26 protein-coding genes are annotated in these 22308 nt (G+C 37.7%); 2 read left to right on the plus strand and 24 right to left on the minus strand.

What is annotated here, in order from left to right:
• Nucleotides 1-133: 133 nt before the first annotated feature.
• The 14 genes from ACY3XC_RS01965 to ACY3XC_RS02030 all read right to left on the minus strand — a co-directional run bounded on the left by ACY3XC_RS01965 (nt 134) and on the right by ACY3XC_RS02030 (nt 13052).
• Nucleotides 134-1915, minus strand: coding sequence for an ATP-binding protein (locus ACY3XC_RS01965; RefSeq protein WP_464867064.1), 1782 nt, complete (start codon nt 1913-1915; stop codon nt 134-136).
• Complete coding sequence (locus ACY3XC_RS01970; RefSeq protein WP_179156973.1) at nt 1912-2628, minus strand: response regulator transcription factor; 717 nt, start codon at nt 2626-2628, stop codon at nt 1912-1914. Before ACY3XC_RS01970 ends, ACY3XC_RS01965 begins: the two co-directional genes overlap by 4 nt.
• A 171-nt stretch (nt 2629-2799) precedes the next feature.
• The gene (ccsB, locus tag ACY3XC_RS01975; protein WP_464867065.1) at nt 2800-3984 is read right to left on the minus strand and encodes a c-type cytochrome biogenesis protein CcsB; all 1185 of its coding nucleotides are present in this window, start codon (nt 3982-3984) and stop codon (nt 2800-2802) included.
• Nucleotides 3985-5616 (minus strand): cytochrome c biogenesis protein ResB, encoded by a 1632-nt coding sequence (gene resB / locus ACY3XC_RS01980; RefSeq protein WP_464867066.1) that lies wholly within the window; start codon nt 5614-5616, stop codon nt 3985-3987. It lies immediately after the preceding gene.
• 23 nt (nt 5617-5639) lie between these two features.
• Nucleotides 5640-6164 (minus strand): thiol-disulfide oxidoreductase ResA, encoded by a 525-nt coding sequence (resA, locus tag ACY3XC_RS01985; RefSeq protein WP_464867067.1) that lies wholly within the window; start codon nt 6162-6164, stop codon nt 5640-5642.
• 104 nt (nt 6165-6268) lie between these two features.
• Nucleotides 6269-7006 (minus strand): 23S rRNA pseudouridine(2605) synthase RluB, encoded by a 738-nt coding sequence (gene rluB / locus ACY3XC_RS01990; RefSeq protein WP_464867068.1) that lies wholly within the window; start codon nt 7004-7006, stop codon nt 6269-6271.
• Between the two features lie 227 nt (nt 7007-7233).
• Nucleotides 7234-7770 (minus strand): spore maturation protein, encoded by a 537-nt coding sequence (locus tag ACY3XC_RS01995; protein ID WP_179156978.1) that lies wholly within the window; start codon nt 7768-7770, stop codon nt 7234-7236.
• 7 nt (nt 7771-7777) lie between these two features.
• Nucleotides 7778-8365, minus strand: a complete 588-nt coding sequence (locus ACY3XC_RS02000; RefSeq protein ID WP_464867069.1) for a nucleoside recognition domain-containing protein — start codon at nt 8363-8365, stop codon at nt 7778-7780.
• Nucleotides 8358-9503, minus strand: coding sequence for a D-alanyl-D-alanine carboxypeptidase family protein (locus tag ACY3XC_RS02005; protein ID WP_464867070.1), 1146 nt, complete (start codon nt 9501-9503; stop codon nt 8358-8360). The genes ACY3XC_RS02000 and ACY3XC_RS02005 overlap by 8 nt, the downstream gene beginning before the upstream one ends.
• A gap of 139 nt (nt 9504-9642) precedes the next feature.
• Nucleotides 9643-10533: a superoxide dismutase gene (locus ACY3XC_RS02010; protein ID WP_464867071.1), complete on the minus strand. Its 891-nt coding sequence runs from the start codon at nt 10531-10533 to the stop codon at nt 9643-9645.
• Between the two features lie 131 nt (nt 10534-10664).
• Nucleotides 10665-11153 carry a YpuI family protein gene (locus ACY3XC_RS02015; protein ID WP_464867072.1) on the minus strand — a complete coding sequence of 163 codons (489 nt, stop codon included), beginning with the start codon at nt 11151-11153 and terminating at the stop codon, nt 10665-10667.
• A gap of 31 nt (nt 11154-11184) precedes the next feature.
• A complete protein-coding gene (locus ACY3XC_RS02020; protein ID WP_179156983.1) occupies nt 11185-11604 on the minus strand; it encodes a hypothetical protein in 420 nt (139 codons plus the stop codon).
• 99 nt (nt 11605-11703) lie between these two features.
• Nucleotides 11704-12291, minus strand: coding sequence for an SMC-Scp complex subunit ScpB (scpB, locus tag ACY3XC_RS02025; RefSeq protein WP_464867073.1), 588 nt, complete (start codon nt 12289-12291; stop codon nt 11704-11706).
• Nucleotides 12292-12296: 5 nt separating this feature from the next.
• The gene (locus tag ACY3XC_RS02030; RefSeq protein WP_464867074.1) at nt 12297-13052 is read right to left on the minus strand and encodes a segregation/condensation protein A; all 756 of its coding nucleotides are present in this window, start codon (nt 13050-13052) and stop codon (nt 12297-12299) included.
• A gap of 198 nt (nt 13053-13250) precedes the next feature.
• On the opposite strand from ACY3XC_RS02030, the gene ACY3XC_RS02035 reads away from it, so the two are divergent.
• Both ACY3XC_RS02035 and ACY3XC_RS02040 read left to right on the plus strand, forming a co-directional pair.
• Nucleotides 13251-13340, plus strand: a complete 90-nt coding sequence (locus tag ACY3XC_RS02035; protein WP_464867075.1) for a YjcZ family sporulation protein — start codon at nt 13251-13253, stop codon at nt 13338-13340.
• Between the two features lie 129 nt (nt 13341-13469).
• Complete coding sequence (locus tag ACY3XC_RS02040; RefSeq protein WP_464867076.1) at nt 13470-13991, plus strand: DUF309 domain-containing protein; 522 nt, start codon at nt 13470-13472, stop codon at nt 13989-13991.
• 26 nt (nt 13992-14017) lie between these two features.
• On the opposite strand, the gene ACY3XC_RS02045 is transcribed toward ACY3XC_RS02040, so the two are convergent.
• The 10 genes from ACY3XC_RS02045 to ACY3XC_RS02090 form a co-directional block, all read right to left on the minus strand.
• Nucleotides 14018-14368: a GNAT family N-acetyltransferase gene (locus ACY3XC_RS02045; RefSeq protein ID WP_179156988.1), complete on the minus strand. Its 351-nt coding sequence runs from the start codon at nt 14366-14368 to the stop codon at nt 14018-14020.
• A gap of 372 nt (nt 14369-14740) precedes the next feature.
• Entirely contained in the window at nt 14741-16045 is a 1305-nt protein-coding gene (gene lysA, locus ACY3XC_RS02050) for a diaminopimelate decarboxylase (protein ID WP_464867077.1), read from the minus strand.
• Nucleotides 16046-16202: 157 nt separating this feature from the next.
• The gene (locus tag ACY3XC_RS02055) at nt 16203-17687 is read right to left on the minus strand and encodes a spore germination protein (protein WP_464867078.1); all 1485 of its coding nucleotides are present in this window, start codon (nt 17685-17687) and stop codon (nt 16203-16205) included.
• Nucleotides 17650-18249, minus strand: coding sequence for a stage V sporulation protein SpoVABEA (gene spoVAEA, locus ACY3XC_RS02060; RefSeq protein WP_464867079.1), 600 nt, complete (start codon nt 18247-18249; stop codon nt 17650-17652). Before spoVAEA ends, ACY3XC_RS02055 begins: the two co-directional genes overlap by 38 nt.
• Before the next feature lie 60 nt (nt 18250-18309).
• The gene (locus ACY3XC_RS02065) at nt 18310-18732 is read right to left on the minus strand and encodes a stage V sporulation protein AB (RefSeq protein WP_464867080.1); all 423 of its coding nucleotides are present in this window, start codon (nt 18730-18732) and stop codon (nt 18310-18312) included.
• A complete protein-coding gene (locus tag ACY3XC_RS02070) occupies nt 18722-19342 on the minus strand; it encodes a stage V sporulation protein AA (protein WP_464867081.1) in 621 nt (206 codons plus the stop codon). The genes ACY3XC_RS02065 and ACY3XC_RS02070 overlap by 11 nt, the downstream gene beginning before the upstream one ends.
• Before the next feature lie 86 nt (nt 19343-19428).
• Nucleotides 19429-20187: an RNA polymerase sporulation sigma factor SigF gene (gene sigF / locus ACY3XC_RS02075; RefSeq protein ID WP_179156993.1), complete on the minus strand. Its 759-nt coding sequence runs from the start codon at nt 20185-20187 to the stop codon at nt 19429-19431.
• A gap of 12 nt (nt 20188-20199) precedes the next feature.
• Nucleotides 20200-20640, minus strand: coding sequence for an anti-sigma F factor (gene spoIIAB / locus ACY3XC_RS02080; protein ID WP_179156994.1), 441 nt, complete (start codon nt 20638-20640; stop codon nt 20200-20202).
• Nucleotides 20641-20991, minus strand: coding sequence for an anti-sigma F factor antagonist (spoIIAA, locus tag ACY3XC_RS02085; RefSeq protein ID WP_045517427.1), 351 nt, complete (start codon nt 20989-20991; stop codon nt 20641-20643).
• Between the two features lie 123 nt (nt 20992-21114).
• Nucleotides 21115-22284 carry a D-alanyl-D-alanine carboxypeptidase family protein gene (locus ACY3XC_RS02090; protein ID WP_464867082.1) on the minus strand — a complete coding sequence of 390 codons (1170 nt, stop codon included), beginning with the start codon at nt 22282-22284 and terminating at the stop codon, nt 21115-21117.
• Between the last annotated feature and the right edge of the window lie 24 nt (nt 22285-22308).

Raw genomic sequence — 22308 nt, forward strand, 5'->3', positions numbered from 1 at the left:
AAAGTGAAGGCAAAACAAAAAACTCACCATTATAGATGAGTTTAAAGTTTTATTATTTTTATCTAGCTTCAGCGCCTAAGGGCTTCCGCTTTTAATTGTTTCCCGTGAATCAAGAGAAATCGCCATATTCTTCTCATTTTCGTGGAAGTAAGAAGGCAAATGTCGTTCCTTGTCCTATTTTACTTTGTACTGAAATATGACCATGATGCGCGTCAATAATATTTTTCGCGATAGCTAGTCCTAATCCAGTACCAGCTCTGCCTCTAGTTCTTGCTTTATCTGCTTTATAGAAACGTTCAAATACGAAAGGCAAATCTTCTTCAGGAATTCCAGAACCTGAATCAGAGACTTCCACTTTTATTCCGAAGTCATCATTCCTTACATGTAACCTAACTGAACCGCCTTGTGGTGTATGTCTGATAGCATTATCAATCAAGTTCGTTAATACTTGCTCAATCCGGTCTGGATCAAATAAGATGTTTGGAATATCATTCTCCAACTCAGCACTTAAATGTATCTCATTGTCTCTAGCCAGCCCTTGAAACTTATGAACAATTCTATTCATAAACGCAGTAAGATTCACATCATCCAGCGTTAATTGAATATGCCCGGCTTCCATTCTCGCAAGATCAAGCAACTCATTAACGAGTCTCCCCATCCTCAATGATTCATCGTAGATTACTTTTGCCATTTCCTTTTTCTCTTCTTGAGATTCAGCAATATCATCTACAATGGCTTCACTATAGCCTTGTAACATGGAAATTGGTGTTCTTAGCTCATGAGAAACGTTTGCAATAAAATCTTTTCTCATTTTTTCTAACACCCGTTCTTCTGTCATATCTCTTAGTACCGCAACCGCTCCACGAATAAATCGGTTACTGTATAGCGGACTAACCAGGATGACCCAATGACGGCCTTGAAGAGAAATTTCCCCCGCTTGCTCTGTCTCTGTATCAACAGACTGTTGAAAAAGCTCCATTACTTGTGTTGGTATTTCTTCAGAAGGAGATCCAGGTCCCCCTTTTTCATAGTACCAATATTGTAAAAAACGGTCAGCCGGCGGATTGGAAATTAGGATTGTTCCGTCCCGATTAAAAGTAATAACTCCATCCGCCATACTGCTCAAGATGCTTGCAAGCTGTTCCTTTTCCTGACTCAGGGCATTCATATTAAACTTAAGCTGCCTGCCCATCTGGTTAAATGCTGTGGCAAGTTCCCCAATTTCATCATGAGTCAGGATTGGAACTTTCGTATCAAATTTCCCTCTTGCCACTTCGAAGGCAGCTTCCCTCATTTTTATTAAAGGAGCCGTAATCCTGCTAGATAAAAAGAAGGCAAAAATAGTTGTCAGAATAATAGCTACACCCGCAACAAGTAAGATAAAATTAGTGGTTGAGTGTGTAGTTTCTTGAATGATTTCCAAGGATTGATAAATAAATACCGCGCCAATTTCCTCATCATCCATGTGCAGCGGTACACCAATAATCGAATATTTGGCAGTATCCTTCCCTGAATCATTCGATGAAAGCTTTGCCACTTTTTCAACCGTTACGTCCTCTTCAAAGACTTTGGACATCTCAACATCATTGCGTATATCTTGTAATGATAATTTCACTGACTTTTCAGTGTTAGGCGAGAAGTAGACTTCACGGTTATTTTTAATGATAACTACCTTTGTGAATTCATCAATGATTTCCCATGAGATTTCTAAACCTAAGGAAAATTGCTCATCCGGATGATTCTCCAATACTTTAGCTATTTTCTCAGCCTGATGAGTTAAATCATTTTTGGTTTCCGTAATATTGTTATTCTCAAAGAATTCTAGGAGCATTACAGTTAAGATGAAAAGGATAAAGGCAACCAAAAATATGATGGTTAGCCAGAGCTTTCCAACTACACTTCGTAAAAAGGTCATTCATTAACTACCTCAAATTTGTAGCCAACTCCCCAAACGGTCACAATCATTCTTGCTGCCTGCTCAGAGACTTTATTTAACTTTTCACGAAGACGCTTAACATGTGTGTCAACCGTACGCAAATCTCCAAAAAATTCGTAATGCCATACTTCTTTCAGTAATTGCTCCCGGTCAAAAACCTTGTCTGGCGCTTTCGCAAGAAAATATAGTAATTCATATTCTTTTGGAGTTAAACTTACTTCCTTACCATCAGCCAAAACTCTATGTGCATCATTGTCGATTGTTAAATGCGGGAACACGATAACATCCTTAGTAGTTGTATCTGTTTGGAGATAACTAGTTTGTGATGACCTTCTTAATAGAGCCTTTACCCGTAGTACTACTTCTCTTGGGCTGAATGGTTTTACAATATAATCGTCTGTACCCACTTCAAAGCCCTGTACACGGTTAACCTCTTCACCTTTAGCTGTCAACATGATAACAGGCGTAGCCTTCTTTTCTCTTAATTCACGGCAAACCTCTAACCCATCCTTGCCAGGCATCATTAAGTCTAAAAGAATGACATCATAATCATTTGCAATTGCCTTGGTTAACGCTTCATTACCATCCTCTGCTTCATCAATTGTATATTCTTCACGCTCTAAATACATCTTTAATAAACGGCGAATTCTTTCTTCATCATCTACCACTAAAATCTTTACGTCTTTATCCATTAATAATCCCCCCATGCTGTTATTTTACAAAATGTGATAATTATTATCTATAATTTAAGGTAATTGTCTTTACAAAAAGTGTCAGATTTATGACAAACAACCTTTTTTCTATATAAATATTTGCAAAATAGCCTTTACTTGGAAAAAGTAAAGACTATTGGCTAAAAATTATTATCCAGCGTAGGAATGAAGTCCTGCAATAACTAGATTTACCGCGACTAAATTAAACATAATTATCACAAAACCAATAACGGCAAGCCAGGCTGATTTCTCACCATGCCATCCCTTGGAAAGGCGAAGATGTAAAAATGCTGCGTAGAATAACCATGTTATTAGTGCCCAAACCTCTTTAGGATCCCAGCCCCAGAATCTTGTCCAGGCAATTTGCGCCCAAATCATCGCAAAAATCAAAGCACCTAAGGTAAATACGGGGAATCCAATTAATACAGACCGGTAGCTTATTTCATCTACAAAATCCAAATTTATATTTTTAACTAAAGGCTTCAATGCTGCCGAAATACGTTTTCTTATAATTAATCTAATTAATCCATAAAGGATAAACCCGCCAATAAACGACCAAATAACTGAATTCATTTTCTTCGCATTTATAAAGGCAGGCATTTCTACAAGCGGTTCAAGTTTCCCACTGGTTAAGAGTTCACCCTCATGAGGACCAGTAATCGCTGGCATGGTATATTCAATTTTTGCCTCAAAGTCATTCTTATCAATCCAATTAAATTCTGCTTTATAATCCATAGCAGAGAATAAACTGGATACAAGAACAAATCCTAATGTTGTTACCAGCCCGAACATCACCGCTTCAAGCCAAAAGGTTCTCTTCGTAGCTTTAGATTGATCAATTACCTTTACAAGATAAATCAATCCAGCAGCAAAGCTTATTGCTAAAATGGCTTCACCTAAAGCGGCTGTCGTGACATGTATATGAAGCCAGTCACTTTGCAATGCAGGTATTAATGGTGAGATATCCCTGGGAAACATGCTGGCATAAGCAATTACAAGAATTGCAACAGGCATGGTAAACAATCCGAGAAGAGGTGTCCGATAGATATAATAAATAACGATGAATGCCCCTACAAGACACATTCCAAAAAAGGTTGTAAATTCAAATAAATTACTAACAGGTGCATGTCCTGCTGCAATCCATCTTGTAATAAAGTATCCAACCTGAGAGACAAAGCCAACAATTGTTACTACGACTGCAATTTTCCCCCATCGATTCGTACTTTTCTTTTCTTCGATATTCTTCTTGGCCTTAATGGCCCCGCCAAAGAAGAGGGTCGCTACTAAATAAAGGATAAATGCAATATAAAGTAAATTACTGCTTAATGATACCAACTAGACACCCTCCTTATCATTTCTTTCCATTTGAACTTGATCATCAGGAATAATTAGCTTCGTTTCCAAAAGTGTCGATTCAATTTCTCTTTTTAAGCCGTACCAATTCTTATTAGTATGAGCGGCGATCCAAATTTCGCCCTTTTTGTTTTGTATCCATATTCTGCGATGGTTCCAATAAGCACCTTGGATTACACCAATCATAAACAGAATTCCACCCAGAATAATAATCCATATCGTTAAATCTTTACGAACCGTTAAGGCAGTAACATTTTTTGTTTCAATTCCTTTGAAAGCCATTTTAAATTGGTTATCCCCTAATGGCTCAATGGTTTGCTGTATCGCAACAAAACTTGTTTCCCCTTTGGGGACTTCTGGTGATATCATTTTGAATACAAAAGCAGGATTATTGGGTATCCTGGACTTTGTTGTCGGCTCCCCGCTTTCAGCAAATTCAAAATCTGGGAAGAAACTCAAAACTTCAACTGCATATCCATTTCCAAGGTCATATTTCGGCTTTGGGTCATAAAGATTGACTTTTATGTCACCAAACGTTTTGCCGGTGTCTTTGTTTGTTAAAGCGAAGGACATTGTATTTAATTCATCAAGCTTGTAGTCTACTTGATATAAAGCAAAGCTTTCAAATTTCAAAGGCTGATTCACTCGAATTTTGTGTTCTTTAACTTCTTCTAATTCAGGCTGTTCCCCTGGTATTGCTGGTCCGACTCTTTTATACAATACAGCATTTGTTTGATAATTTTTAACAACCATCCCAGCGCGGTCAATCGCTGCTTCAAAGGTTTTATCCTTTTCTTTATCGTAATTTTCGAGAATAAACTTCTTGTTTTCAACATAATATTGTCCATCTGTTTCAGGGACAATCTTTGTTTCACCTTCACGCAGCCATAAAACACTATCAATATACATTCCGGGAACAAACCGCAGCATGCCGCCAATTAAGAAGATAATTAATCCAACATGGTTTACATATGGACCCCAGCGAGAAAAACGATTTTTTTCTGCTAGCAAATCTCCGTTTTCTTCCCGTACATGATAACGTTTATCCTTTAAACGCTGCTTAACGCTTGCTAAGTCTTTTTGATCCCCAGTCTCGCTTATGCCAAACAGACGCTGACGTTTTAAAAATCCTTCATGTCTTGTTACTCGTTGAGCTTTTAATGCCTTATACAGCGGGACAACCCTGTCAAGACTGCAAATAACAAGGGAAATTCCTATCATCGCGATTAAAATTAAATACCACCATGAACTATACAAATTATTAAAGTCTAGTTGATAGTATAATTTTCCAAACCAGCCATACTGGTCCTCGTAATATTCTTCAGCCGGCATTGTAGGAGGTATGTACATTTCCTGTGGAAGAATCGTCCCAGCTGCAGAAGCAACTAGCGTGATGACAATAAGCCATACACCTACCTTGACGGAAGAGAAGAAGTTCCATATTTTATCAACTATGGTCTTATTATATGTTTGTGAGCGGCGGGCACTGCCTTCATAGCGCATATCCAGCAGTGATTTATCTTTTGATTGTTCATCTAATACTTTTCCGCATGCTTCACATAATACGGTACCGTGTGGATTCACATGTCCGCATTCACATTTAACATCTTTCATTGCAAAAAACTCCCTACAACCCCTTAAGGTTTAATTTTCTCCATATACTCCGCGACAGTGGCTTCTGTTAACTGTCCTGTATGGTATTTAACTACTTTCCCGTCTTTATCGATTAAAAATGTTGCCGGAAGCGGGTTAATTCCATATGCAGCTTGAACCTGTCCGTCAGTATCTATCACATTAGGAAAATCGAGTTGCTTACGTTCAATGAATTTATTAACGGCCAATTCAGATTCACTGACATTAACCGCCAACACTTGCACACCTTTATCTTTATAATGATTATATTGATTATTAATATAAGGCATTTCTGCTTCACAAGGCTTACACCAGGTTCCCCAAAAATTTAAAAATACTCCCTGACCTTTATAATCAGAAAGCTTATGCTTTTCACCTTCCATATCCACCAACACAAAATCCGGAGCTTGTTTACCAACTTCAACCTTCATTCTACTGTCTTTTGTTAGATTGGCATATAGCGTGTAGGCTACGGCAGCCGCTAAAATGGACAAAATCATTGTCCTCATTATCAATCGCCGTTTTTTCATAATTTCTCCCTCCCTAAAAGTCACAATTACGACACAGTTAGTCTAAATTATAACATTTTCCACTGTGTTCATAGTAAATTCTCCCCACCGCAATTGTGACATCTTTATGAATTTTTTTTCGTAGACTCTAAAGATAATCCTCTTAATAACTTCACTTCATGGTGTGTCAATTCTCTAGCATCCCCAGCGGATAATCCATGTAAAGTTAAAAAGCCATAGCGTTCTCTTTTTAATTTTAAAACGTCATGTCCAATTGCTTCAAACATTCTCCGAACCTGGCGATTACGGCCTTCATGGATGATTATTTCAATGATAGAAGTTTGCTTTTGCTTATCTGCTGAAAGCATTTTGACTTTAGCTGGAGCCGTTTTTCCATCTTCAAGATGAATTCCTCTTTCTAACTTTCTAAGATTCTCCTTTGATGGAATACCCTTCGTTTTCACGACATATGCTTTTTCAATTTCATTACGAGGGTGCATAAGTAAATTTGCAAACTCCCCATCATTTGTTAGCAGCAATAATCCGGAAGTATCATAATCTAAACGTCCCACTGGGAAAATTCTCTCTCGCTGGTACGGAAAGAAATCCGTTACCACCTTTCTTCCTTTATCATCACTTACACTTGAAATGACGCCGCGCGGTTTATATAAAAGAAAATAAACGGGTTCCTCCTTTTCAATCTGTACTCCATTGACTTCAACCCTGTCAGATTGTGTAACTTTCACACCTAGCTCTGTCACTACTTTCCCATTAACCTTTACTTTTCCTTCTTTAATTAATTCTTCAGATTTTCTTCTTGAAGCTATCCCTGCTCGAGCAATTACCTTTTGCAATCTTTCCAATATGATCCACCTCAGCTGTTTACCATTATTTTGAATACTGGGTGCGGGGCACCACAGTTTATTTGGAAACAAATTTGTTATTCTTCCCTAATGAATTATGACACAAAATTGTCCTTTTTCAAAGTAACGCCTTTTTAAACGGATGAAATACAAAAAAGCATGCTCCTAATAATGTTTCACACACTTAGGAACCTGCTTATTTTTAATCCATACTCTTTCCCATCATTTTATTGTGCACCGAATACAAGTACTACGACCACAATTGCTGCAATAATTCCGACTACATCTGCCAGAAGCCCTACCTTAAGGGCATCGCCCATTTTTTTGATTCCGACAGCTCCGAAATATACGGTTAACACATAAAAAGTCGTATCTGTACTTCCCTGCAAAACAGATGCTAGTCTGCCAATAAAAGAATCTGGACCGTAAACAGCAATTAGGTCACTTGTCATACCAAGTGCTGCCGTTCCAGAAATTGGCCTTATGAGGATGAGGGGAATAATTTCTGCCGGGACTCCGATTGCCTCCATTGCTGGTCTAATCCAATTCATTAATGCTTCTAAAGCACCTGAGGCCCGAAAGACAGTAATCGCTACAAGCATGCCTACAAGGAACGGAATAATGGAGACGGCAATTTTGATTCCTTCTTTTCCTCCTTCAACAAAGCTTTCATAAGTCGGAACTTGTTTTATGGTTCCATAAAGGAGGATAAAACCTATTAAGACAGGAATAAAACCTAGGGAAATAAGTGATAGAAATTCCATGCGGCATTCATCCTTTACGACTTCGTCGATTATAAAAATAACGATCTATCATAACTGCTCCAAGCATTGAGATAATGGTGGCAATTAAGGTTGGTACCACAATTTCAGTCGGGGAGGCAGAATTGTAGTTCATCCTGATTGCAATAACGGTTGTAGGAATAATGGTAATGCTTGCAGTATTTATTGCTAAAAAGGTGACCATGGACCTGCTGGCTGAATTCTTGCCGCCATTTAAATGTTTTAATTCCTCCATCGCTTTGATTCCAAGCGGTGTAGCAGCATTTCCTAACCCAAACATATTCGCAATCATATTAGACAATATATACCCCATGGCTGGATGATTGGTTGGCACATCAGGAAATATTCTTTTAACGAATGGACGAAATAACTTAGACAACAAATCTAGTAATCCCGATTCTTGTGCAATCCGCATCATCCCTAACCAAAACACAAGAATGCTGATTAACCCAATACAAAGTGTCACAGCTTCCTTTGCGCCATCAAATATTGCCTTATTTACTTCTTCCATTGTTCCGTTTATCATAGCAAACACGAATCCAACAATTGTCATAAATACCCAAATGTAATTAACCATTTAATTTCACGCCAATTACGGATAGAAATAAATCTTTTAAGGAATCAAATAGACCCTTTTTCTTCTCAGGACCACCTTGATAATAAATAGGTGTTTCTATTACCACTTTACCATCAAGGAAAATTTGTGCTTTACCAACTGCTTCTCCATTATGATTCGATTCGTCCCAGTCTTCTCCCGGCTTATTTAATTTATACTTTATGGAGAACATGTCCATTTCCTTATCTGTCGCTGGATAAACAATCGATTTATTTACATAAAGGTGTTTTTGATAATATTTATTCGTTTTAATATCTATTTTTCCTTTTGATATCACTTCTGCCATATCATAGGTTTTAAAGCTATTTTCATACATGGCTATGTGGTCATTCCAATCATCTGAAGCGTTCAAGGTAACTGCTATTAAACTCATATCCCCTTTAGTTGCCGTTGTAACTAATGTCCTTTTTGCACGTTTTGTATAACCTGTTTTCCCACCCGTCGTATACTTGTACCTTGTAAGTAAGCGGTTTTTATTTTTCCACTCACGATCCCAATTTTCTGTAGGATTCGGTGCTTTATAATTCTTTGTTCCAGCTATTTTTTGGTATGTTTTGTTATTCATCGCATAGCGCGTCAGTAGTGCCATGTCATAAGCAGTTGAAAAGTGGTCTTCATGATCATCTAAACCATGTGGATTAGAAAAGTGCGTATTCAACATGCCAATTTCTTTGGCTTTTTGATTCATCAAATAAATAAACCCATCTAAGCTTCCTCCGACATGTTCAGCAATAGCAACCGCAGTGTCATTGCCAGACCTAAGCATCAGACCATATACTAAATGCTCAAGCTTAATCTTTTCTCCAGGCTTTAAGTACACAGACGAACCCTCGGCTCGGGTAGCTTGTTCACTTACTTTCACTATTTCATTCATTTTTCCCGATTCGATAGCAAGAATCGCCGTCATTATTTTCGTAATACTGGCGATTCTTCTTTTTGTGTGGGCATCTTTCTCAAATAGGACACGCCCAGATTCTTGCTCCATTAGTACTGCACCTCGTGCACTTACGGAAACCGAAGCATCCACCTTTTGAGGAATGTTTGCAATGAATAGTGAGACCATGAGGGCAAAAATGACTAGCTTCCAAATCATTCTCATAAGTTTACCTCGTCCCCTTCGTTAACATTTCTAGCATCAATACTAGCTTTCTAAAATTTTATGCAGGACAAGGTCTGATATGACAATTTGTCCTAAAAGAAAATGAAAAGGCAATCGACTTCATGCCGATTGCCTTCGTTCAAAATGCTGGCCATTTTATTTCAGATGCTTTATCAAACCTCATTTCAACATCATTCCAGTTAACTAGATTCCACCAATTGTCAACGTATTCAGCACGTTTGTTCTTATATTGTAGATAATAAGCATGCTCCCAAACATCCAGAACCAGGAGTGGAATGGTGTCCCATTGCGTTAGCAGCATATGCCGTTCTGATTGTAAAATCTCAAGATGCCTTGCCCGTGGCGACCATACAAGAATAGCCCACCCCACACCTTCAACCTGTTTTGCTGCTTCAGAGAACTGCTTTTTAAATTTATCGAAACTGCCAAAATAATTTTCAATTTCTCTCTTGAGGAGTCCTTGAGGGCTTCCCCCTCCTTTAGGAATCATGTTCTTCCAGAAAATCGTATGCAGATAATGCCCAGAGCCATGAAAAGCTAATTCTCTAGACCAATGTTTGATTAGCGAAAAATCATTGTTGTCTCTAGCTTTTTTTAAATTCATCTCCGCTTTGTTTAATCCCTCTACATAAGATCGATGGTGCTTATCATGGTGCAATCTCATGATTTCTTCCGAGATATAAGGTTCGAGGGCATTGTAGGCGTAAGGTAGATCCGGAAGTGTATGGCCTCCTGGCGGGACAGTTTTTTTCTCAACCCAAATACTCCCAACTCCTTCTTTACGAGAAAAATAACTTTCCATTTGTTCATGAATTTCCTCTGCTTTTGTTTGTAAACTGAGCATTTCATTATCTGATAATGATTGTCCTGTGTTTTCAATTAACTCTGTGAAATGCTCCAGCTGCTCCCATAACTCTAAATTATCTTTCACATCTTCTGTTTCTAAGAAACTCTTCATTTCTTCATTCCATTCAAATAGTTCACGTACATACTGACTAAATCGATTCATTTTATCCCACCTTTTTCGAATCTACCTAAAAGGTATGAAATTTATCTGTGATTATGAACAATTAAGCAAATGAGACGAACCTATATAACAGAAAAAACTGCCCTTACAAAAGGACAGTTTCAGATAATCATTTATTTAGATTGAATCATTTTCGTACGATAATCTGTTTCATAGTATTCAAGTTCTTCTCTGACTCTTTGAAATTCTCCCTCGAGTCCTTTCACTAATTCTTGTACACTTTCAGGTACGCTTTTATAAAATTTGATTGAATTTCTTCCTGTATATGCGGAACGACTATCCTCAAACCAAGCATCATTTTTAGGAGAGAAGAACTCTTCAATACATTGATGAAAAATTCGATAAAGGGTTTTTTCTGCTGTTGCTTTCTGGAACGGTTCACTTAGCAAAATAACTGAGCACGCATCCAACCCTTCTTCACAATAAACAAGCAATTTTCTCAAGTTTGACAGTACTATTTTATAATAATTCGAATCTCCAGATAACTGTTGCTCCATCTGCGAAATGGTTATTTCATTTAAATAACTTTCTAGAGTACTAATCGTAGTAGTTAAAAACCCTCCTACATCTTTAAGCTGCGATTTAACCAATGAATTTCCCATCCAAACACCCCTTTGAATTGTTTATTAGCCACTATCTCGGCTGTTTAATGTAATCGAGCGGAGAACGCAGCTCGAATTTATTCTTTTGCTTAACAGCAAGTACTATTTCAGGTAATTTTTCAAAGTCAACATCTTGAAAATAAGAAGCGAATTCCTGTTTCGAATTAATGTATAAGCGTTTGCGATTGCGCAATCCAGGATTTTTGATTAAACACACCAAGGCAACAATGTCCTTGAAGGTTACTTGGATATTGTCTTTCGTGAAAATTGGGTTTTGCTGATAAGGAGTGAACTCCGAGAAGAATTCCTCAAAGTATCTAACATATAAAACATGCAGGGTCTTTTCCTCAGAATCTTCGAAAAATGTAACTTCACTTCTATTAAAGAAGTCTTCTGAAGTATTTGATTTTTCCTTTTCCAATTCGTATCCGATGCATTCTTTAATTAACAATTAAATCAATCTCCTTTGGTCATTAACTATCAGTTGAATCTTCGGAATTTCTTTGAATATTATTTCTATTTTATCACATCTAAAATAAATTGTTTATTTTTAAGAATTAATACTCTCCTGAAACTTATCAAAGAATAGGTCTGCTTCTTCTTGGACAAATTCTTCTTCAACTCTATCAGGCAGCTTGGGTAATTCCTCAATGTTTTTTAAACCGAAATAATCAAGAAATTCTTTAGTGGTCCCATATAGGTAGGCTCTCCCCGTTCCCTCCGCTCTTCCAACTTCCTTAATGAGGGCTTTTGTCATCAGGGTATGAAGTGGTCTCTCCGTTTTTACTCCGCGTATTTCTTCAATTTCAGTTCGAGTGATCGGCTGCCTATAGGCAATGATCGCCAATGTTTCCAAAGCTGCCTGTGAGAGGGCAGCAGTATTAGGTGAGTCCACAAGCCTTTTTAAGTACGTTGCGTTTTCTTTTTTTGTGGCAAGCTGATACGTACCTGCAAGCTGAACAATCATGATTCCACGTTTGCTATCCTTTTCATACACCTGTATTAATTCTTTTACTATTTCTTTAGCCTTTAGTTCCTCTACCTCTAGGACCTCTGCAACATGCTTTAAAGTAAGTCCTTCATCACCAGCCGCAAATAAAAGACTCTCTAAAATGCTATGCCAATTTATTATCTCCAAGCCCCTTACACTCCTTCTTGAATTGCATGAACAAAGATGTCCCCAAAGTTTTCATTTTGCTCTACATCAATTTCTTTTCTTTTGATTAGCTCCAAAACTGCCAAAAACGTCACAACAATATGTTCCTTTGCAGGAATTGGGAATAAATCATTGAAGTTTTTCCGGCCCTTTAAATGTTTTAACTCACTCATTATTTCAGTCATTCTTGTTTCAATGGATATTTCTTGCCTGGCAATTTTTGTGGCCAATGGGCGTTGCAGCTTTTTTCTTCTTAAAAGTTTCTGAAAAGCAGCCAACATATCATATAGGGTGATATTTATTTCTGTTTTTTGTGGTTGTTTTTCCTTGGCAAGATCCGAAAGGTCGCTTGGAGGTTTCGTATACATAAGTCCGCGTTCCTCCTCAAGCGTCTTCAAATCATGCGCGGCTTCTTTATATTTTCGATATTCAATTAATCTCTCAACTAGCTCATCTCTAGGGTCTTCTTCATAAGTAATTTCTGAATTGAAGTCATCCAACTCCTCTTCATGCTTCGGTAACAGCATTTTACTTTTTATCGCTAAAAGGCTAGCTGCCATTACTAAAAACTCACTGGCAATATCCAATTTAAGTTCGGTCATTGTTTTAATATAGATTAAGTATTGCTCTGTTATTTGGGCAACAGGAATATCGTATATATCTATTTCAAGTCGATTAATTAAATGGAGGAGTAAATCCAATGGTCCTTCAAATGCGTCAATTTTTACATTATAGTGTATCATCTTTCACCAGAATCCTTGAAGTAATTTTCATAAAAATCATGACTATTATTAGTATAGAGGATTCAAATACGTTATCCAATAGAAAAATCATTACTATCCTAAAATTTGAAAATGGGATGTTGACCTATAACACTGGACAAACACCCTACATATGATGAGAATGAAAAGAAAACAAAACATTATAGGAGGTATTTGAAAATGGCTGAAGGTTGCGGTTTTGGAGGCGGATTCGCTTTAATCGTGGTTCTATTCATTCTGTTAATTATTGTAGGTGCTTCCTGGTTTTAATTAGAAACGCCAAAGCAAGCTAGCAACAAAGCCCGCCTTTTGGGGTGGGCTCTTTCTTTTGGAATTTTTCTGAAGAAATAATAATTATATGCTACACTGTACATAACTTAACTATATAGGGGTGATTTTTTGTACCCGGAGCATTATGTTCAATTTTTAGTTCATTTTAATGGTGATCGAGACTATTTTGAATGCCACGAAATTCTAGAGGAGTATTGGAAGGAATCTAGCGATAAGCAAAAGGATTCCATCTGGGTAGGCTTCATCCTATTAGCGGTGTCAAGGTACCATCATCGCCGGGGAAATTTTAAAGGTGCTGAAAGAACTCTGAAAAAAGCTATTAAAATCTTGTCCTTTAAGGCAAATGGTTTAACCATACAGGGGTTAGATGTGAATGTTTTATTCCCTTCACTCACAAAACTTCTTGATGAAATCGGAAAAGAGGTACGCTATCAAAGCATTAATCTACCTGTAATTGATCCTATTCTTTTAAAAGCATGTATTAAGGAATGTGAAGAATTAGGTTTTATCTGGGGAGAGAGAAGTAACTTAGAGAATGAATCAATCGTGCATAGACATAAATTACGAGATAGGACAATAGTCATTGAAGAACGTATGGAAGCACTAAGGAATAGAAAAGGCAACGAATAAAGTCTCGTCGCCTTTCAATGCTTTAGTTAGCAAAAGTCACATTTCTCAATAAATGGTGCTGTGTTGTCATTTGCGGTTATTTGCCTGTCGGGATACATATCCTTCAGAGCTTTAACCATTCTTTTTCCAACCCCTTGATAACGATGTGAGGGATTGACAGAAATATGTTGAATCATTAACTCAGAATTATCATCGTTTATTTGAACCCCAATAAGACCGATAATATCTTCTTCCTTCCAAAGAAAGAGCTGTAAATTCTCTTCCGTTTCATACTCCTTAATGGTGAATTGGAGTTTCTTTAAGTCCTTTTCAGTCGGCATAAAGGACAACAAGCCCATGGCGATCTTTTCAAATGTTTTCTTATAACGAATTAACATAATAGCTCCCTCATTATATTAAGTAAACCCAGTTAGGGATAATATATTTTTTCCAACAAAATCATAAATAAACAGTTTTCTTTATAATATGTAGTCAAATTCGTAAAGTGTTTCATTATTGTCAATCATACATAATAAATGTTTATCTATCAATCCCAAGTATCATTATTTCGGTACAATAAAAACCCAATAGATAATCCCCCAAATAAGCGCTAGTCCTAAAAGAATACCAAAGACTTTCCAATTACTATTCTTCATAAGTTAACCTCCAAATATAATTTGAAGATAGTGTACATGTTGTCATTCTACACTATATATCAAAAATAATCCATTGGCCCAAATAAATAAACTGCCGCTTTGGCGGCAGCTCATTTATTTTAACGGCAGGTCTAATCGAAGTAAATCTTCGTATGTTTCTCTTTTTACAACAAGTGCTGCTTTCCCATTTTCAACAAAGACTACTGCTGGACGTGGAATACGATTATAATTATTTGCCATCGAATATCCATAGGCACCCGTACAAAAAACAGCAAGAAGATCATCATCTTCTGTTTCCGGAAGTGGTAAATCCCAAATCAGCATATCACCAGATTCACAGCATTTACCAGCAATAGAAACCTTACTCGATGCTTCTGCTAATGGCCTATTAGCAAGTACCGCTTCGTACTTCGCCTGATAAAGGGCTGGCCTAATATTGTCACTCATCCCGCCATCTACCGCTAAATATTTTCTCACACCAGGAACTTCTTTAGAAGAACCAATTTGATATAGTGTTGTACCCGCGTCACCAACAAGTGACCTACCAGGTTCTATCCAAATTTCTGGCATTGTCATCGAGTATTCCTGAATTAATCTCTTAACGTCTTTAATAATTTCACTAACATATTGTGAAGGCAGCAACGGTTCATCTTCACTAGTATAGCGAATCCCAAAACCTCCGCCTAGATTAAGTACTTTTGCTTCAAAGTTAAGTGTATTAAGCCATTGATTCATTTTACCAACAATTTTTTCAGCAGCGAGCAAGAAGCCGGTTGTCTCAAAAATTTGGGATCCAATATGACAATGCAATCCTAACACATCAAAGTGATTACAACGAAGTGCAGTTACTAAAGCTTCCTCCGCTTGTCCATTTTGTAAATCAAAACCAAATTTCGAATCTTCCTGACCAGTTAAAATATAATCATGAGTATGTGCTTCAATTCCAGGAGTAACCCTGAGTAATATGCTTACTGTTGCATCTTGTTCCATACAGATTGTTTTTAAAAGTTCCAATTCATAAAAATTATCAACTACGATACAGCCAATTTTGTTGTCTAACGCCATTTTTAATTCTTCTCTGCTTTTATTGTTTCCATGAAAGTGGATTCTTTCAGCCGGAAATCCAGCAGCAATAGCAGTATATAACTCTCCGCCTGAGACTACATCAAGAGATAACCCTTCCTCCTCAGCAAGCTGAAGCATAGCGATTGTCGAAAAGGCCTTACTGGCATATGCAACCTGTGCCTTTACATTTTGCTCTTCAAAGGTCTTTTTAAATCCTCTAGCTCTTTCCCTCATTAATGAAACGTCATAAACATAGAGAGGAGTTCCAAATTGCTCGGCCAATTCTACTGCATCTACTCCGCCTATTTCCAAATTACCCTTGCCGTTTACGCCCGTTGTCCCGTAAAAATACATTACCTTCCCTCTCTCCGTAAAGACTCTTTATTAGTCTATGGTACGTGCTTAAAAAAGTAATAACTAAATAGACAGAATCCACAAAGGATACTGCCTATTTTTATCCTTTTAGATAATTAAAAATACTTTAGCATAACCAAATCTTTTCCGCAATAACTTATTCTCCATCCGGCGGCTGACGGTAGCGATTCCTCGGATGCACAATGCTTGGACGAAGGATTGACCCTGGAATTGCACGTCGGAAAATAATTTGCAAGAATCCCTTTGGTTCGAAGGGAAGAAATGGCCAAAAATACGGTGTATTTAAAGTGCGTGTTGTTACTAGATGAATAAACAGCAAGGTGGAACCAATAACAAAGCCTGGTGTATGGAAAATTGATACTAGAATTACTAGAACGATTCGGCCAATTTTATTTGCTACACTTAACTCATAACTTGGGGTGGTAAATGAACCGATACCTGCCACCGCAACATATAGAATCACTTCAGGAACAAACAAACCAACTTCAATAGCAATCTGACCAATCAATACCGCCGCAATCAACCCCATAGCGGTTGATAGGGGAGTTGGTGTATGTATGGCTGCAATCTTTAAAAATTCAAGACCAAAATCAGCTAGTAATATTTGAAACACCACTGGTATATTCGTTTGTTCATTTGGTCCGATATACGAGAGCTTATCTGGCAGCAAGGACGGTTCTAATACAAACAACAGCCATAACGGAAGTAAAAATATTGATGTTAGAATACCTAAAAACCTAGACCAGCGGACGAAGGTCCCCATTATAGGCGCTTCACGGAACTCCTCAGCGTGTTGTACATGATGGAAATAGGTGGTTGGTGCAATGATTACACTTGGTGAGGTATCAACATATATAACCACATGCCCTTCTAAAAGATGTGCAGCAGCGACATCGGCACGTTCTGTGTATCTTACCAACGGATAAGGATTAAAACCTTGTTTTAAAATAAACTCTTCTATTGTTTTATCGGCCATCGGAATTCCATCGATTTTAATGGACTTAAGCTCTTTACGAAGAATATTAACTAAGTCTGGATCTGCAATATCATTTATGTAGCCAATGGCTATATCTGTTTTTGAACGTTCACCAACCTTTAGAATCTCAAAGCGCAGTCGTTCATCACGTATTCTTCTTCTTGTTAATGCAGTATTGATAACAATATTTTCTACAAACCCGTCCCGTGAACCTCTAACTACTTTTTCTGTATCTGGTTCTTGTGGTGAACGGCCAGGATAGCTTCTGACATCAACAGCAAAAGCAGTATCTGCTCCCTCCACTACCACAACAATTAGTCCAGATAAAAATTGGGTGACCATCTCATCAAGTGTTTTAATTGGACTAACAGATTGATTGACAAGTCTGTTTTCGACTATTTTAAATAAATCAGCAGACAATTTCTCATGATCGTTTATGCGTACTAATTCTTCTACTGTTTCAATAATAAATTGAGTATCACATAAACCAGTTATCCAGTAAAAGTGCACATCTTTTTTCAGAATTTTTAACTTTCGAACCCCAAAGTCAAAACTTACTCCTAAACCAACTCGCTGTTTCATGTATTGTTCTATTTCTTCTAGCGATTCAGGAATCGGCCATTTTATTTCGTTCTCTCTCGTCACGATATCCACTCCTTTCGAGTATTAGCTCTACCGCCTTTTTCGTAATTGGTGCTCCAAGTTCATAGCTATCACGCCGCGCCATTTTACCAACATCACCGATTCCGACAATAATTGGTACATCTAGTTCATCAAGACAGTAAACGGTATCTCCATTTAATCTTCCAATCTCAAGCTCTGGTATTCCATGTTTATCTACACCATAAGGAGTTAATTCACCATCTCGATCGAAACTTACATCTATTCTTGTCCACTCTGCCTGATGGGTTTTTGCAGCAACAGCAATAATACCCAAAACTTCAATATCCTTATGGGCGGCGACATATTTCAACGCTCGTTCACCTGCACCTTCCCCAACAAGTCCGCTGTCATCAAACATTACTAATACTGGGTCATTTGCTGCCTTTTTAATTAATTTTACAAGTTCCTCCCCTGTCAGAGCAGAAGGATTCCCATGGGACTGTGTAATACAACGCCCGCCTACTTCATGGGCGACACACTCTACTGCCCTCTTTGCATACTCATCACCATCAGTAATTAATATAACCCGCCTGCGAATACTCATTCTTGGATGTCCTTTCAAATTGAAATGCAGAAGGCGCCTAGAGCTAGACACTGCCCGACGTTAATGATGAACAAAATAGACCCATTGAAAAATTGACCCCGCTATTTTTCCTAATACAATCGCCATTATTAGGATGATAATTTTCCCATCAATCCCTAACCTCTTTGCAAGAACAGGAAATACATTTAAAGCCTCTGTGAGCCCTGCGGCTAGCATTCCAACAAAGACACCTCCGACTAACCCAAGAGGCAGCATAAAGTATGGAGATAAGCCTAAAATTGGATCTCTCAAGCTCCCAGCTACACCCGTTAAAGCCCCCATAACAACCGCCCATTCATAGTGTCGTATCATTTTCATGGTTTTCGATAACTGTGTCAGCCTCGGGATGATTCCAAGTACTGTTAGGAAAGCTACAAAACCTGAACCAACTGCTAATCCACCTGCAAATCCAATAAACATAACTGCTATCACTTTAATTGTCATTAGTCTCTTTCATACTTTCCTTGTTTTCATGAATGATCACATAGTTATCTAAATCCATTTGATAGTTAAACATCTCTACTTCCAGGGGACTGGGTTCTTCGTTAATCCTTTTTTGAAATACGTGATTAAAGAATAAAATCATTCCAAGACCTAACCCAATGGAGTAAGGAATTTGAAATATCCATGGCTTAGAATCTTCCACTCCAGTAATAATTCTGTATAACTTTTCTTGAACACTTCGCATACTGACATCGTCATGAAAATTCATAATGGCCATAGCTGAACCAAAAAATAATAAAAACCAGATTAAGATAAAAAAAGGAAGCGACATTTGTCTTTTCTTTATTATCACTTCTATAATCGTTTGTGCTGGTCCAATGGTTTGAACTTCTACATCCTCGATTAAACTTGAAATCAATCTAATTACTTTCATCACATCAATGATGATAATGTTTTTGTCCTTTTCGGATATTTGATGGACTTTTAGTTTTTTCAATTCAGCGATTACTGTTTCTGGAGCAATAATCTGAGCTATATCCATTAAATAGATACTTTCCTCCGGTTTTGCCATAACACGATTCCGCATGCGGATGTAGACTGTTTTTTCCAAAACATTCACTCCCCACACAATGATTTCCTTGTATATCTAGTATGAGCAAAAATTATATTTTTACTAAAAAAAGACCGAATGGATCATCAGAGATCCATTCGGTCTTTCATTTGCTGCAATATTTTTTTTTCGAGTCTTGACACTTGCACCTGAGAAATTCCCAGTCTCACCGCTACTTCCGATTGCGTTTGATCCTTATAATAACGTAAATAGACAATGAGCCGCTCACGTTCGTCCAATTCTCGAATCGCTTCTTTTAAGGCAATTTTATCGAACCATTTGCCTTCATTTCCGTCATCAATCTGATCTAATAATGTAATAGGGTCTCCATCATTTTCATATACTGTCTCGTGAATCGAAGATGGCGTCCTACTTGCCTCTTGGGCTAGAATAACATCCTCTGGTGAAAGCTGAAGATGCGCTGAAATCTCGTTAACCGTTGGAATTCTTCCATACGTTTTCGATAATTCATCCTTCGCTTTTCTAATTCGGTTGCCCATTTCCTTTAATGAACGGCTAACCTTTACCGTCCCATCATCACGTATGAATCTTTGTATTTCACCAATAATCATTGGAACCGCATAGGTAGAAAATTTCACATCATAGGAAAGATCAAACTTATCTACAGATTTCAGCAGTCCGATACATCCAATTTGAAAAAGATCATCTGGATCATATCCCCTATTTAGAAACCGCTGGACAACGGACCAAACAAGACGCATATTTTTTTCAGCAATAAGGTCTCTTGCCGCTTGGTCTCCGTCTTGGCTTTTCTTAATAAGTTCCTTAACTTCATGGTCCTTTAAATACGTTTGCGCTTTATCTTTTTTGACCTCCACATCCATTGGCAAGTCTCCTTAATTGCATAGCATTTTGCTTGTGTGTAAATGCTTTTTTAGTCTTACTTCGGTTCCTTTACCTGGCTGTGTGAGAACCTCAACCTCATCCATGAAATTTTCCATGATAGTGAATCCCATACCAGATCTTTCTAAATCTGGTTTCGTTGTAAATAATGGCTGTCGAGCTTCCTCCACATCTACAATACCTTGTCCGACATCTTTAATCGAAATATCCACTACATTATCTTCAATGGTTACCTGGATATAAACAATTCCGTCAGGGTCATTTTCATAACCATGTATAATAGAGTTAGTTACTGCTTCAGAAACAACAGTTTTGATTTCAGTCAGTTCATCCATTGTAGGGTCAAGCTGTGCAATAAATGCAGCAACCGTGACACGGGCAAATGATTCATTTTGACTTAAAGCACTGAATTGAAGATTCATTGAATTCTTCACTCAGGCCACCCCCAATCTTTGCAATGCAAACTCTTCAGTCGGTTCCAGCTTGATAATTTTAAACATCCCCGACATATCGAATAATCGTTGTATTGCTGGGGAAATCGCACAAACGACCATTTCACCATGCACCTGCTTGATTTGCTTATACCGCCCTAAAATGACACCTAACCCAGAGCTGTCCATAAAAGAAAGCTGTTCTAGATTCAAAACTATATGACGAATATCATTTTTTTCAATTGCACTAGCAGCTTGTTCTCGTAATTCGTCCGCTGTATGATGATCGAGCTCGCCGCTTAATCGCAGCAATAAAACATCATGTTTTATTTCCATTTCAATGTTAAGACTCACTATCCCTAGCCTCCTTCATCTGGTATAGTGAGTCAATTCGTTACCGTTAGAGCAATCTCCTTCTATCAAGACAAAACTAGTTGTTATTTGCTAAAAAAAGTTAAGTTTCGACAATTAGTTATACTATTTTCCTGCTTTTGTGAACATACCGAATGAACGTTTATAAAGCGTCCACCAGGTTGCTTCTTTTACGTTGTTTTTCGCAACTAACTCACTTTCAAGCACTACTTTTCCATCTTTCACAAGTTGAATACTTCCAACCTTATCTCCTTTTTGAATGGGAGCGTTTAGGTTTTTATCAAGTGTAACTTTTTGTTTAACATCCTCTGTTTTTTCACCTTTTTTTGTAAGTAAAGAAAGAGGTTCACTTGTTACGGCCTCAACTTTCTTGTCTTTCCCTTTGTTAACATGAGCGTTGCCAATTACTTCATTTCGCTTGAACATTGGGTGCGTTTGGTATTGGGCAAACGCATAATTTAGCATCTTTGTCACTTGGGCATTTCTTTCTTTTGAAGTCGGTGCTCCAAATACAACAGCTATGACTCGCATACCATCCTTTTGTGCGGTTGCTGTCAAACAATACTTCGCTTCAGCAGTGAATCCTGTCTTTAATCCATCTACTCCTGGGTAAAAGCGAACTAATTTATTGGTATTAACAAGCCAGAATTTTTTATCCGTATTCTCACGAAGATACGCTTCATACATTCCAGTAAACTTTGTTATGTCTTCATATTTTAATAGCTCCTTGGCCATTACCGCCATATCGTGTGCAGAACTATAATGACCGCTTCCAGGAAGACCAGTAGTATTTTTAAAAATCGTATTCTTTAAACCAAGTTCTTTTACTTTGTTATTCATCATGTCAACAAAGGCTTCTTCTGATCCAGCAATTTTCTCGGCCATAGCTACCGATGCGTCATTTCCAGAGCCAATCGCAATACCTTGGAGCATTTGCTTTACCGTCATTTCTTCTCCAGGTTCAAGGAAGATTTGCGACCCCCCCATTGAGGCAGCATATTCACTAGTTCGGACACTTTCATCCCATTTGAGTTTTCCTTGATCAATTGCTTCCATAATTAGAAGCATGGTCATAATTTTTGTCATGCTTGCAGGCGGGAGCTCCTCATTACTATTTTTCTCATAAAGAATTTGACCCGTGTCACGCTCAATTAAAATAGCGGATCTTACATTATCTGTTATATCGGTACTCGTTTTTTCTTCTGCTGATACAGATGGAATCCATAAACTTGTAAGTAACAAGGCTATTACTAGTAAAGAAATATATCGTTTCATTCGCATAACCCTCCATTCTTTATA

This window comes from Bacillus sp. CZDM1, assembly GCF_055502545.1.

What these genes read in the sequence shown, in the direction of transcription:
- ACY3XC_RS01965 (WP_464867064.1), bottom strand. Translation starts at nt 1,915, where the DNA reads ATGACCTTTTTACGAAGTGTAGTTGGAAAGCTCTGGCTAACCATCATA.
- ACY3XC_RS01970 (WP_179156973.1), bottom strand. Translation starts at nt 2,628, where the DNA reads ATGGATAAAGACGTAAAGATTTTAGTGGTAGATGATGAAGAAAGAATT.
- resB (WP_464867066.1), bottom strand. Translation starts at nt 5,616, where the DNA reads ATGAAAGATGTTAAATGTGAATGCGGACATGTGAATCCACACGGTACC.
- resA (WP_464867067.1), bottom strand. Translation starts at nt 6,164, where the DNA reads ATGAAAAAACGGCGATTGATAATGAGGACAATGATTTTGTCCATTTTA.
- ACY3XC_RS01995 (WP_179156978.1), bottom strand. Translation starts at nt 7,770, where the DNA reads ATGGAATTTCTATCACTTATTTCCCTAGGTTTTATTCCTGTCTTAATA.
- ACY3XC_RS02000 (WP_464867069.1), bottom strand. Translation starts at nt 8,365, where the DNA reads ATGGTTAATTACATTTGGGTATTTATGACAATTGTTGGATTCGTGTTT.
- ACY3XC_RS02005 (WP_464867070.1), bottom strand. Translation starts at nt 9,503, where the DNA reads ATGAGAATGATTTGGAAGCTAGTCATTTTTGCCCTCATGGTCTCACTA.
- ACY3XC_RS02010 (WP_464867071.1), bottom strand. Translation starts at nt 10,533, where the DNA reads ATGAATCGATTTAGTCAGTATGTACGTGAACTATTTGAATGGAATGAA.
- ACY3XC_RS02015 (WP_464867072.1), bottom strand. Translation starts at nt 11,153, where the DNA reads ATGGGAAATTCATTGGTTAAATCGCAGCTTAAAGATGTAGGAGGGTTT.
- ACY3XC_RS02030 (WP_464867074.1), bottom strand. Translation starts at nt 13,052, where the DNA reads ATGATACACTATAATGTAAAAATTGACGCATTTGAAGGACCATTGGAT.
- ACY3XC_RS02035 (WP_464867075.1), top strand. Translation starts at nt 13,251, where the DNA reads ATGGCTGAAGGTTGCGGTTTTGGAGGCGGATTCGCTTTAATCGTGGTT.
- ACY3XC_RS02045 (WP_179156988.1), bottom strand. Translation starts at nt 14,368, where the DNA reads ATGTTAATTCGTTATAAGAAAACATTTGAAAAGATCGCCATGGGCTTG.
- lysA (WP_464867077.1), bottom strand. Translation starts at nt 16,045, where the DNA reads ATGTATTTTTACGGGACAACGGGCGTAAACGGCAAGGGTAATTTGGAA.
- spoVAEA (WP_464867079.1), bottom strand. Translation starts at nt 18,249, where the DNA reads ATGAGTATTCGCAGGCGGGTTATATTAATTACTGATGGTGATGAGTAT.
- ACY3XC_RS02065 (WP_464867080.1), bottom strand. Translation starts at nt 18,732, where the DNA reads ATGACAATTAAAGTGATAGCAGTTATGTTTATTGGATTTGCAGGTGGA.
- sigF (WP_179156993.1), bottom strand. Translation starts at nt 20,187, where the DNA reads ATGGATGTGGAGGTCAAAAAAGATAAAGCGCAAACGTATTTAAAGGAC.
- ACY3XC_RS02090 (WP_464867082.1), bottom strand. Translation starts at nt 22,284, where the DNA reads ATGAAACGATATATTTCTTTACTAGTAATAGCCTTGTTACTTACAAGT.